This window comes from Providencia sp. PROV268, from assembly GCF_028477805.1.
Taxonomy (GTDB): Bacteria; Pseudomonadota; Gammaproteobacteria; order Enterobacterales; family Enterobacteriaceae; genus Providencia; species Providencia stuartii.
Window position 1 is genome coordinate 158,912 of the sequence record NZ_JAMPLW010000010.1, and the last position, 12,675, is coordinate 171,586.

Genomic DNA, 12,675 nt, shown 5'->3' on the forward strand with positions numbered 1-12,675 from the left:
GCAGAGAACCCCGCCGTTGTATAGCATGCCCGCTTCACAAGCCCCCAATGGTTGCAAGAAAGCAAATTGGCATATTCCCCACAGCAGATAGGGATAACATCATACTCCGATAATTAGTTTCGGGAAGCTATATGCTATAAATATTTCACGGTCTATCCCTTCAATCGCTGATTTTTACAGCAGATATAATAACCTATCGAAAATAAAAGGATGGCTCGCAATACCCTAGGTTGATTATATTGCATCTCAGGTTTTGCCATTAACATGAAGATTTTTGAAAACTTACATTAACTTTATGTTTTATAAAAGAAATTCAAACAAAAAAAAAGCGTTATCAGAGATAACGCGGGAATGTGTAGTCTTATTTTATCTATAGTAGAGGAGTATAATATGAAATTGCCGTATAACGGCGTTGCATGCTATGCGTAGTCTGAAGTCAGCCCATTTGACTCCAGTAATAACATTTATCAACTTAAAAACACATTCATCCGTAAGTTAAAAAATAATACGATATAGATCATTTTTACTAACTCAAATTATCAAGATGACTTTATTTTTCCCTAGTTTGGCGAATAAAGAAAATAAAAAAATTTGAAAGATGAAAAGTGTTTAAAAGTATTTCTAAATGTTATTGACCGCATTATAACTCAACATAATTGTTGCGCAAGTGTTTTTTTCATTTAACTAAAATTTCAGCGTAAATTTAATTTTAATGAATAAAATCATATTGTTACACTATTATCGTTAAATATAAAAAACATAATTATATATTTTTAATAATAATTTACATAAATAGCGACATCTTTAAAATGTTACAAAACAAATTATTCAATTAACTCTTCTTATCTAGATAATAATTAACATTTAATTGTTAGATTTATTTATATAGATATCATAATTTGAATAAGCATTAATCTAATTTATTTCATTATCTATTCTACTCAATAACACTTGTAATGGATAAATATAATCTGTATTTATACTCTCAATAATATAATCAGAATTTTATATGTAAAACAAAAGGTTATAAAAGATAAATAAAAAACCCTTTATCTACGCAAAAATAAAAAATACGCGTAATTACTTAAAAACTCACAAAATAAAATAACATCCTAATAGAAAAATAGTTTATTTTTAATAATCACTTATTGAGGAACTAGGCAAAAAAAGATGTGTTAGTGGACAAAAAAAACCATACAACTCAACGGATAAATCACAAAGAAGTCATAAAATTAATTCAAAAAACTAATCATTACTCGCAATACGTCATACCGAATCAAGAAAAAAATTGTGACTTAGGCACCTCAATGATGCAGTTTGGTGCCTGTAGATTTAAACCCTCAATAAAAAACGCACCTTATCACCCCACTATATGTAAAGGGATAAAGTGCGCTTGCTATAGAAAAAGATACTAGCGAACTACTTAGACGCCGCCGCTTCCATGCCTACTAGGCCAATTTTAAGATACCCTGATTGACGCAATGCATTCATTACATCCATCATTGTTTCATAATCAACACTCTTATCCGCTTGGAAGAAAATTGTGGTATCTTTATTCGCATTTGTTGCCAGATCAAGAGAGGCCGCTAACTGCTCTTTTGTTACAGCTTGGTCTCCTATGAATAATTGGCTATCCGCTTTTACCGTCAGAAAGACCGGTTTTTCTGGACGTGGTTGCGGTTTCGCTGTCGAAGCAGGTAAATCCACTTTGATATCAACCGTTGCCAAAGGAGCGGCAACCATAAAGATAATCAACAGAACTAACATAACATCGATAAACGGTGTTACGTTGATCTCGTGCATTTCACCACTATCGTCTTGTTCGTCACCTAAACGCATTGCCATAATCGTTACCTTGCTTTGCTATTTGCCAGATCCAGATCGCGACCTAATAGTAACGCAGCCTGTGCTGCAACATCACCGACCTGACCACGGTAGTTATTAATCATTCTGGCAAAAATGTTATAAATAACAACGGCAGGGATTGCTGCGATCAAACCAATTGCTGTTGCTAATAATGCTTCCGCGATCCCTGGAGCAACAACGGCTAAGTTAGTGGTTTGTGAGTGAGCAATACCAATGAAGCTATTCATGATCCCCCAAACCGTACCAAACAACCCAACAAACGGAGAAATCGCCCCAATGGTGGCTAAATAACCATTTCCACGCCCCATATGGCGGCTAATTGCAGCGATTGAACGCTCAAGACGGAACCCTGTGCGATCTTTAATACCAGAAAGATCTGTGCTTTGTGCTGACAGTGTTCTTTCCACAACCGCTTGTTTTAACAATAAACGGGTTACACTGTTTGCCTTAAAACCTTCAGCGATGCTCATTGCCTCATCTAACGATTTGACCTTATTAAGCTGTGCTACTTCAGCTTTTAAACGACGGCGCGCTGCCAATAACTCGATGCCTTTAGAGAAGAACAAGGCCCATGTAATCACTGATGCCAAAACCAGACCAATCATGACTGTTTTAACAACGTTATCTGCATTTTGGTACATACCCCAGACCGATAGGTCCTTATCAAAACCACCTTGGTTTTCGGTCGCAATCTCAATACTTTCGCTAACCACTGGTGTTGTTGCACCATTTTCTGCTGCGGCTTGAGTTTGTGCCGGTGCTGCTGCCGATGGGGTATTTGTTTCAGTCGCCGGTGCCGCTGGTGTTGTTTGGGCTGACGCTGTGGATGTCGCTGGGGTTGTTGCTGGTGTGGTTTCAGCATTTGCTGTCCCCAACAGGCCTATCGCCAATAGAATAGAAGCTGTTAGTTTACGCATCAGTTGGCCTTATACTCTCTTTTTCTGTGTTCTATTAATAAATTCGTGCCGATGATTTCACGTTCACCGACTAACCTATAAAAGCGAAATTGACTCGCCCAATTCATCTCTTTTTTCAAAAGATGGTGCAGATAATATCAAACGCTGCGCGAATTGATAGTAATTATCATTACTATTCAATATTTTTTTCATATTTCTTGCGCTTTAACAAATATGCCCTCAACAACAGTGAGACTATTACTGAGTGACATGAAAAAAAATCCGATTGGACGTTTACACTTGTACATCTTCAACAAAATCATTTAACTTCAAGTATTCTCTTTTTGTTTCGTATCGCTCAGGAGCAGCTAAAGGACGCAATATGGCTAAGATCAAACCAGAAACTCAACTCGTGCACCTTGGTAGAAACCCTGCTTTTACTCAAAAAGGCGTGAACCCTATAATCCAGCGCACCTCATCCGTAATATTCAACACCCTTGCTGAGAAGCGCCATGCGACACAAAACAGAGCCAATTCTGTACTTTTTTATGGGCGTCGTGGAACACAAACTCACTTTGCATTTCAAGAGGCGATGACGGAATTAGAGTGTGGTGCAGGTGCGGTACTTTATCCCTCAGGGGCGGCCGCAATCACCAATGCACTGTTATCTTTTATCTCTTCGGGAGATCATATTCTTGTCACAGGCTCAGCTTATGATCCCACACAAAACTTTTGCGATAAGATCCTAACAAAACTAAACGTCACAACGGACTATTTTGATCCGATGATTGGAGCTGCTATCGCTGAGCTTATCCGTCCTAATACTCGAATAGTCTTTTTAGAAGCGCCCAGTTCTATCACTATGGAGATTCATGATCTCCCTGCTATTGTGCAAGCGATACGTCAAAAAGCCCCCGAAACTATTATTATGATTGACAACACTTGGGCCGCGGGCGTGTTATTAAAACCTTTATTATTAGGCATCGACATCTCTATCCAGTCTGCGACTAAATATATTAATGGTCACTCGGATGGTATGTTAGGCGTTGCCGTTGCTAATGAGCGCTGCATTGAACCCCTTCGCGAAAACTCTTATTTACTCGGTCAGACTGCCGATCCTGATACGGTATATATGGCCGGTCGCGGCTTACATACGTTAGCAACGAGACTCAAACAGCATGAAACCAATGGCTTAGCTGTTGCCCAGTGGTTAGCGCAGCGCCCTGAAGTTGAACGGGTTTTCCATCCCGCGCTTCCTTCTTGTCCGGGGCACTCATTCTTTGTTCGTGATTTTAGTGGCAGCAACGGGCTATTCTCTTTTCAATTAAAATCACGCTTATCCCAAACACAGTTTGAAAATTTCTTAAATCACTTCAGCCATTTTAAGATGGGGTATTCATGGGGAGGTTATGAATCTTTGATTTTGGGATACCAAAAAGAAGATCTTATCAGCATGCGTCAGTATGATTTTACCCCCAATGAGGGTACTTTTTTCCGTATTCATGTTGGTCTGGAGCATCCCCAAGATTTAATTGATGACCTCACATTGGCATTTGAACGTATCCAATAATGGTGTTTTGTTACACGCTTTCATCATCGACCCAAGATGAAAGCGTGAAAATTCAATCATCTTATTTATCAACTAATCCTCTCATTTAGTAAACAAATCAAACTTGGTGTGGTTTTTTCCTGTAATATAAGAAAAGAAATTCGCTTTTTCGTAGATAGACAGGAACAATTATGGAAGTACTACGCGAAATCGTGCTGGCGCTTTGGCATCATGATTTCCTTAAACTCTCCAATCCAGAAGTGCTTTGGGTTATTTACACAGTTCTCTTTGTGGTCATTGTGCTAGAAAATGGGGTACTCCCCGCCGCTTTTTTACCTGGTGATACCTTATTGATCCTTTCGGGAGCCTTAATTGCAAAAGGAGTGCTGCACTTTATTCCGACCATTTTGCTACTAACAACAGCGGCAAGCTTGGGGTGTTGGCTCGGTTTTCTTCAAGGAAGGTGGTTGAGTGAAACAAAAATCGTTAAGCGTTGGCTCTCACAGATCCCGCATGAATATCATGATAAAGCCAACCATATGTTTCATAAACAAGGCCTTTACGCCTTACTCATCGGTCGTTTTTTAGCCTTTGTCCGCACACTATTGCCGGTATTAGCTGGGCTGTCTGAGTTAAGCCATCGACGTTTTCAACTCTTCAATTGGTTAAGTGGCTTACTTTGGGTAGGCATTATCGTGACATTAGGATATGCACTGAACCAAATTCCTTTTGTGAAGCAACATGAACAAATCGTCATTAGCGTATTAATGATCTTACCTGTACTTTTGCTCATCGGTGGGCTTATCGGCTCCATCATGATGTATTGGAAACATCGCAAGTCTATCAATAATAAATCGAAATAATAAAAACCGCCTCATCATTGAGGCGGCATTAGACTTAGTTATGATGGCTGATTTTAATGCGCTGTTAAGGCCGCAAATAAGTATTGACCAATTTCAGGGGTCATCCACGTACCTTGTGAAATAACAGGGTTTTCGCGATAAATTTGACGAATTTTTTCCTGTAATTCAGGGTCTCCCCCAGTAAATTGATTAAACATGTTTAACCATGTTTTAGCCAATGATTGCACTTCTGGTGATTCAGGCGATACACCTGATTGCTGCGCTCTGTATAAGCCCGCAATCAATTCAGGCCATACTTTACCTGATTCAAAGTAGTGTTCACGCACAAATGCAAACTGTGAATCCGTTAAATAAGACTTAAAAATCGCAAGCTGGTGCTCGCTAAACCCTTTCGCCACATATTCAATCATTTCCTCAGTAATACCTGAAGACAATGCAAATTCATTATCCGACAAATGAATTTTATTCAATCTAGCGAAAAAGTCAGGGTTCCCACCAGTATCACGCTCTAAAGCGATCATCCACTCCGCTGACACTTTGCGCGCTTGTTCAGAGTCAGGTGTAACACCTTCTTGCATAAGGTTTTTAACGGTTTCTACGCGTTGCTGCCACTCTTGGCTTTTTAACGTATTCGCCGTATATAATGGCATTTTTTCTAATTCTTTCGGTGTAAAATACTTGTCGTACATAGACATCATCTCCAATATGGAAAACCAATCAGCCTGAGTGAGAATATCGCCAGCTTGCATTTGTAATTGAAGCTGCTCTAACCGATAGCGTAGTTTGGCTATCTGTTTCATCTGTTCAGAAAGCGCGCTAATACGCTCCTGTAACAATTGCGCCATATTCCCACTATGGCCATCTAAGATCTTACCGATGTCTTTGAGTTTAACGCCCACTTGTCTGAGCATTTGAATTTGAGTTAAACGCTCGAGACACTCTACGTTATAGAGTCGATAACCCGCATCGGTTCTCGCAGTTGGAACGAGTAATCCTATCTCTTCATAATGATGAAGTGTGCGAATGGTTAGCCCTGTTTTTTGTGCAATCTCACCCACTTGAAATAGCATATCGAACCTCCTGTGATTGATGTGCAGGTTAGTGCCTCACGTTACGTGAGAGTCAACCGTTTCTGACAAGAATTTTATCTTTTTTTCTCTTTCTAGATCATCTTTATCTTCACAAACACACTGATTATAATTTTCGCGGAATAACCCACACTGAATAATAATGGTGAAATTAATGAGTATGAAAGCAATATGTATAGGATTGCTTTTACTCCCTTCTTTAGGGTTAGCAAATCCCCTAAACACCGGAGAGCCGAGTACGCCTGGGTATGAGAAAGCCGAGGAAGCTAAAGCGTGTATTGACCAATATGCTTTTGATATCGCAAGACAATATGACCAACCTGCCAGCCAAATAGCCGAAGCGGCTCTTGGTTACTGTGATCAAAAGATAGAGTCATTTCGCCAATACAACCGAGAAATGAGTGTTGCCAACATTCCACAAAGTAACCTCCGAGAGCTTTCTTTGCGGGGAGCCGCGCTCTATGCTGCCGACCAGCAATTCCATGATCTCAAACTTTCGTGGATAAAAGATATTGAATACAAAATATTAAAACACAGAGAAGCAACACAATAGCATTTTCTTAAAATAAAAAAGCCCTGCCACTTAAGATTAAGGACAGGGCTTTAAACTTATCTTATTGCATTATTTAATTAGAGCATGCATCTCTTGCACTGAAATCACTTTTTCCGTTGGATCAGCGCTTAATGACATTGTGGTCGCAAAGCCGCCATTCAACGTCGTATCATAGTGTACTTTATATTGTAATGCGCTACGGCGTATTAACTTAGAATCCTCAATCGCTTGACGACCAGCCGTAGTGTTCACGATATAATCGTATTCACCATTTTTGATCCTATCTTGGATATGAGGACGACCTTCATGCACTTTGTTGACCAAACGAGGGTTGATCCCAGCTTCACCTAAGACGATAGCCGTACCATGGGTCGCATCCAATTCAAAACCATGCTTAAGCAATTTAGCCGCCAAATCAACGACTCGAGTTTTATCCCCTTCGCGCACAGACAACAATGCACGACCGGATTTTTTCATTGTCGAGTTACTGCCTAACATTGCTTTCGCGAAAGCCTCCGCAAATGTACGGCCAACGCCCATCACTTCCCCTGTTGAGCGCATCTCTGGCCCCAAAATTGGGTCAACACCTTGGAATTTATTAAACGGTAGCACCACTTCTTTTACAGAATAATAAGGAGGAATAATCTCTTTCGTCATCCCTTGTTCTGTCAATGATTGACCAACCATCACTCGCGCAGCAATTTTTGCCAGAGGCAGCCCAGTCGCTTTAGATACAAATGGAACAGTACGCGCTGCACGTGGGTTCACTTCGATAAGATAAACTTCGTTATCTTTTACGGCAAACTGGACGTTCATCAAGCCACGAACACGTAACTCAAATGCCAAGTTACGCACTTGCTCACGCATCACATCTTGAATTTCTTGGCTAAGTGTATAAGCAGGTAATGAGCATGCTGAATCACCTGAGTGCACCCCAGCTTGTTCAATATGCTCCATGATGCCGCCAATCAACACCATTTCACCATCACAGATTGCGTCAACGTCTACTTCAACTGCATCATCTAGGAAACGGTCGAGTAGTACTGGTGCATCGTTAGAAACACTCACGGCAGTTTGGAAATAGCGACGTAGATCAGATTCGTCATAAACGATTTCCATCGCACGTCCTCCTAAAACATAGGATGGACGTACCACCAGCGGATAACCGATGCCTGACGCTTTTTCAACCGCCTGCTCAATCGTCACTACAGTCGCATTTTGTGGTTGCTTCAAGTTCAAGCGATTAACCGCTTGTTGGAAACGTTCACGGTCTTCTGCACGGTCAATGGCATCTGGGCTAGTACCGATGACGGGTACACCAGCCGCTTCTAGGGCACGAGCCAGTTTTAATGGCGTCTGCCCGCCATATTGAACAATAACCCCTTTTGGCTGCTCAATACGTACAATTTCAAGTACATCTTCTAAGGTAACTGGCTCAAAATAGAGGCGGTCTGAGGTGTCATAGTCTGTTGAAACCGTCTCAGGGTTACAGTTAACCATGATGGTTTCATACCCATCTTCACGTAGTGCCAACGAAGCATGAACACAGCAATAGTCAAATTCAATACCTTGACCTATACGGTTTGGACCACCACCTAATACCATAACCTTAGGCTTGTCGAAATTAGGGTTAGACTCACACTCATCTTCATAGGTGGAGTACATATAAGCGGTATCTGTTACAAACTCAGCCGCACAGGTATCAACACGCTTATAAACAGGGTGTAAGCCATAACCTTGACGCAGTTTACGTAGCTCAGCTTCAGAGACACCAACAAGTTTTGCTAAACGTGCATCAGCAAAACCTTTGCGTTTCAAAACGCTTAAAAACGTTTTGGTTAACCCATTAATGCCTAGCTCTGTAACTTGTTCTTCTAAGCGCACCAGCTCTTCGATTTGCACTAAGAACCAGCGGTCGATGTTAGTTAGGTTGAAAATACCGTCAACGGATAGTCCTGCACGGAAGGCATCGGCAATATACCAAATACGCTCTGCGCCCGCGTCTTTTAACTCGCGACGAATACGTGTTAGTGCTTCAGGATCATCTTGGCTAACTTTTGGATCAAAACCAGTCGCGCCAACTTCAAGGCCACGTAATGCTTTTTGCATTGACTCTTGGAAGGTGCGACCAATTGCCATCACCTCACCAACGGACTTCATTTGCGTTGTCAGGCGGTCATTCGTGCCCGCAAATTTTTCGAAATTGAAACGAGGAATTTTTGTGACGACATAGTCAATGGAAGGTTCGAATGATGCAGGTGTACGACCACCTGTAATATCATTCATTAGCTCATCAAGTGTGTAGCCAACAGCAAGCTTAGCGGCAATTTTGGCAATTGGGAAACCAGTCGCTTTCGAAGCAAGTGCGGAAGAGCGCGATACACGAGGGTTCATCTCAATAACAATCAAACGTCCATTTTTGGGATTGACGGCAAATTGAACGTTAGAGCCTCCAGTTTCAACACCAATCTCACGCAATACCGCCATCGAGGCATCACGCATAATTTGATATTCTTTATCGGTCAGTGTCTGGGCTGGCGCAACGGTGATAGAGTCACCCGTATGGATCCCCATCGCATCAAAGTTTTCAATTGAACAAACAATAATGCAGTTATCATTTTTGTCGCGTACCACTTCCATTTCGTACTCTTTCCAGCCAATGAGCGACTCATCAATCAGTAGCTCATTGGTTGGTGAGAGGTCAAGGCCGCGCGTACAGATTTCTTCAAATTCTTCACGGTTATAAGCAATACCACCGCCAGTTCCCCCCATCGTAAATGAAGGACGGATAATACAAGGGAACCCAACATCTTCAGCTACCGCGTAGGCTTCTTCCATATTGTGTGCGATACCGGAACGCGCTGTATCCAAGCCAATTTTTTTCATAGCTTTATCAAAACGTTGGCGGTCTTCGGCTTTATCAATCGCATCGGCGGTGGCACCAATCATTGTCACACCGAACTCAGCTAATACGCCTTTACGCTCAAGCTCCAGTGCACAGTTCAAAGCAGTTTGCCCACCCATGGTTGGCAGCACCGCATCTGGACGCTCTTTTTCGATGATTTTACGCACCACTTCCCAATGAATTGGCTCAATATACGTTGCATCAGCCATTTCAGGGTCAGTCATGATGGTTGCTGGGTTAGAGTTGACTAAAATAACGCGATAGCCTTCTTCACGCAGTGCTTTACACGCTTGCGCACCTGAATAGTCAAATTCACATGCTTGGCCGATAACAATCGGGCCAGCCCCTAGAATCAGAATACTTTTTATATCTGTACGTTTTGGCATTTTTCTGCTCCCGATTATTTTGCGTTATGACGAGGTTGGTTCTGGCGATATTCATGGATAAGTTCGATGAAATGATCGAACAATTTCGCCGCATCGTGAGGGCCAGAACTTGCTTCAGGGTGCCCTTGGAAACTAAACGCTGGCTTATCCGTACGGTGAATACCTTGCAGAGTGCCATCAAACAATGACTTATGTGTCACACGTAATGTGTCGGGTAATGTTGACTCATCGACAGCAAAACCATGGTTTTGTGCTGTGATCATGACAACATTTTGATCTAAATCTTTAACTGGATGGTTTGCACCATGGTGACCAAACTTCATTTTCATCGTACTTGCGCCGCTTGCTAACGCCAGTAGCTGGTGCCCTAGGCAGATACCAAAAACAGGAATTTCTGTTTTTAAGAAATCTTGAATTGCTTTGATAGCATAGTCACAAGGGGCAGGGTCGCCAGGCCCGTTAGAAAGGAAAATACCATCTGGATCCATCGCCAATACGGTTTCTGCTGGTGTTGTTGCAGGAACGACAGTCAAACGGCACCCACGATCCACTAGCATACGTAAAATATTACGCTTAGCCCCAAAGTCATAAGCGACTACATGTAACGGTAGCTCATCTTCACTTTTCGCACTCAGTTGACCATCAGCCAAAGTCCAAGAGCCTTGAGTCCAACTGTATGCTTCTTTCGTGCACACTTCTTTCGCCAAATCTAAGCCGTTTAGGCCAGAGAATGCGCGAGCTTTTTCCAGCGCCAACGCCGCATCTGGTGCATCACCGGCAATGATACAGCCGTTCTGAGCCCCTTTTTCTCTTAATAAACGCGTTAATTTACGTGTATCAATATCGGCGATAGCAACGACATTATGACGTTTCAGGTATTCTGATAGGCCTTCCTGACCGCGAAAGTTACTATAAACCAGTGGTAGGTCACGAATAATCAAACCTTGAGCATGAACATTTGGGGATTCTTCGTCATCAGCATTAGTGCCGACATTACCAATATGGGGATAGGTGAGAGTAACAATTTGGCGGGAATAGGAAGGGTCGGTAATTATTTCTTGATATCCGGTCATTGACGTATTGAAAACGACTTCTCCAACAGCGGCCCCTTCAGCACCAATGGCGCGCCCGTGGAATTCGGTTCCGTCTTCGAGAACCAGTATAGCTGACTTAATCAAAACACCCTCCAGGGAATAATAAATCACAATTAGTGCATATTAATTCAGATTTGAGGATCTAAATCAATGCCAAAATGCGTTTTTAAGCAAATTTTTGGCAAATTGCGCGCATTCTAATGATGAGATGAGGTCTTGTCTAGGAAAAAACGCATTTTTTTCATTTTTTTGTTACTTTTTTAGTAATCAGCCCGATTTTTAGTGCGATGGCTAGCAAAACTAACACCAATAGTACCTAAGTAAACGGTTGCAAACTGAATTAAGTGAATATCTTATGGTAAAGCAGGAAGAGTATCGAAGAAAGTCTATTTTTTAAGCAAAAAGACTTAGAAAAAACAACCAAACAGTAAGAAATAAAGGTAATTTATAAAATACATAACAATAGATGCAAATCACAACAAATACGTAAATAACATCATGATTTGCATCAACAATATTAAAAAATAAATCTATAAATTCTCTAAATCGAGAACATCTTTCATATTATATAAGCCTGCATTTTGAGCAACTACCCATGCAGATGCTTTAATTGCCCCATTAGCAAAGGTCATTCGACTGGAAGCCTTGTGAGTTATCTCTACACGCTCACCAATATCGGCAAACATTGCAGTGTGCTCACCAACAATGTCACCCGCTCGTACAGTCGCAAAACCAATTGTGCCAGCTTCGCGCTCTCCGGTATGGCCTTCACGCGCATATACTGCACACTCTTTAAGATCTTTACCTAGTGCATGAGCAATCGACTCACCCATAGCCAGTGCCGTACCTGAAGGGGCATCGACTTTATGGCGATGGTGAGCCTCGATGATCTCAATATCCGTGTAATCTCCCATCACTTTCGCCGCTTTTTCCAGCAATTTCAGCACTAAGTTAACGCCAACACTGAAATTTGCTGCAAACACAATAGGGATCGATTTAGCGGCTTCGGCGATGGCATGTTTGCCTTGATCGTCAAAACCGGTTGTACCAATTACCATCGCCTTATGGTTAGCGCGGCAAAAAGCTAAATAATTCAACGTACCTTCGGGACGCGTGAAATCAATCACGACATCAAAATCATCAACAACTTTATCCAATGTATCAACGACAGCAATACCCAGTTTGCCGACTCCCGCAAGCTCACCCGCGTCCGTTCCAACTAATGATGAACCGACGCGCTCAATTGCTGCCCCTAACCGGATACCCTCTTGATTTTGTGTTGCCTGAATAAGCTGACGCCCCATGCGCCCTCCTGCACCAACAATTGCAACACGTACCATTGAATTTGCCATTTGCTATCCTTTTTGTCCGTTTTGCGGTGAATGTGAGGCCTAATACCACTTCACTCGCCACCACAACATCGTCATGTGAAAAATCATTGTGATATAGCTTAGCGAGCCTCTTGAGACTCTGCT

Annotated in this window: 9 protein-coding genes; 3 read left to right on the forward strand and 6 right to left on the reverse strand. The window is 41.9% G+C overall.

The window, feature by feature from the left end; all coding sequences use genetic code 11:
• Positions 1-1,419: 1,419 nt before the first annotated feature.
• A complete protein-coding gene (gene exbD / locus PR699_RS09190) occupies positions 1,420-1,845 on the reverse strand; it encodes a TonB system transport protein ExbD (protein WP_004926875.1) in 426 nt (141 codons plus the stop codon).
• Positions 1,846-1,850: 5 nt separating this feature from the next.
• Entirely contained in the window at positions 1,851-2,783 is a 933-nt protein-coding gene (gene exbB, locus PR699_RS09195) for a tonB-system energizer ExbB (RefSeq protein WP_004926872.1), read from the reverse strand.
• A gap of 361 nt (positions 2,784-3,144) precedes the next feature.
• Here exbB and metC point away from each other — a divergent pair, with 361 nt between their 5' ends.
• Entirely contained in the window at positions 3,145-4,332 is a 1,188-nt protein-coding gene (metC, locus tag PR699_RS09200) for a cystathionine beta-lyase (protein ID WP_014656794.1), read from the forward strand.
• A gap of 170 nt (positions 4,333-4,502) precedes the next feature.
• The gene (locus PR699_RS09205) at positions 4,503-5,174 is read left to right on the forward strand and encodes a DedA family protein (protein ID WP_004926866.1); all 672 of its coding nucleotides are present in this window, start codon (positions 4,503-4,505) and stop codon (positions 5,172-5,174) included.
• A gap of 53 nt (positions 5,175-5,227) precedes the next feature.
• Here the strand turns inward: PR699_RS09205 and PR699_RS09210 are convergent, their stop codons facing one another.
• The gene (locus PR699_RS09210) at positions 5,228-6,244 is read right to left on the reverse strand and encodes a MerR family transcriptional regulator (protein WP_014656795.1); all 1,017 of its coding nucleotides are present in this window, start codon (positions 6,242-6,244) and stop codon (positions 5,228-5,230) included.
• A gap of 172 nt (positions 6,245-6,416) precedes the next feature.
• Between PR699_RS09210 and PR699_RS09215 the strand changes: the two genes are divergently transcribed.
• Complete coding sequence (locus tag PR699_RS09215) at positions 6,417-6,815, forward strand: hypothetical protein (RefSeq protein WP_014656796.1); 399 nt, start codon at positions 6,417-6,419, stop codon at positions 6,813-6,815.
• A 69-nt stretch (positions 6,816-6,884) separates the two neighbouring features.
• On the opposite strand, the gene carB is transcribed toward PR699_RS09215, so the two are convergent.
• From carB to dapB, 3 genes are all read right to left on the reverse strand, one after another.
• Entirely contained in the window at positions 6,885-10,106 is a 3,222-nt protein-coding gene (gene carB / locus PR699_RS09220; RefSeq protein ID WP_014656797.1) for a carbamoyl-phosphate synthase large subunit, read from the reverse strand.
• A gap of 14 nt (positions 10,107-10,120) precedes the next feature.
• On the reverse strand, positions 10,121-11,284 hold the full coding sequence (gene carA / locus PR699_RS09225) for a glutamine-hydrolyzing carbamoyl-phosphate synthase small subunit (protein WP_014656798.1): 1,164 nt from the start codon (positions 11,282-11,284) through the stop codon (positions 10,121-10,123).
• A gap of 446 nt (positions 11,285-11,730) precedes the next feature.
• Entirely contained in the window at positions 11,731-12,552 is an 822-nt protein-coding gene (gene dapB / locus PR699_RS09230) for a 4-hydroxy-tetrahydrodipicolinate reductase (protein ID WP_014656799.1), read from the reverse strand.
• Positions 12,553-12,675: the final 123 nt, after the last annotated feature.

What these genes read in the sequence shown, in the direction of transcription:
- exbD (WP_004926875.1), bottom strand. Translation starts at nt 1,845, where the DNA reads ATGGCAATGCGTTTAGGTGACGAACAAGACGATAGTGGTGAAATGCAC.
- exbB (WP_004926872.1), bottom strand. Translation starts at nt 2,783, where the DNA reads ATGCGTAAACTAACAGCTTCTATTCTATTGGCGATAGGCCTGTTGGGG.
- metC (WP_014656794.1), top strand. Translation starts at nt 3,145, where the DNA reads ATGGCTAAGATCAAACCAGAAACTCAACTCGTGCACCTTGGTAGAAAC.
- PR699_RS09205 (WP_004926866.1), top strand. Translation starts at nt 4,503, where the DNA reads ATGGAAGTACTACGCGAAATCGTGCTGGCGCTTTGGCATCATGATTTC.
- PR699_RS09210 (WP_014656795.1), bottom strand. Translation starts at nt 6,244, where the DNA reads ATGCTATTTCAAGTGGGTGAGATTGCACAAAAAACAGGGCTAACCATT.
- PR699_RS09215 (WP_014656796.1), top strand. Translation starts at nt 6,417, where the DNA reads ATGAGTATGAAAGCAATATGTATAGGATTGCTTTTACTCCCTTCTTTA.
- carB (WP_014656797.1), bottom strand. Translation starts at nt 10,106, where the DNA reads ATGCCAAAACGTACAGATATAAAAAGTATTCTGATTCTAGGGGCTGGC.
- dapB (WP_014656799.1), bottom strand. Translation starts at nt 12,552, where the DNA reads ATGGCAAATTCAATGGTACGTGTTGCAATTGTTGGTGCAGGAGGGCGC.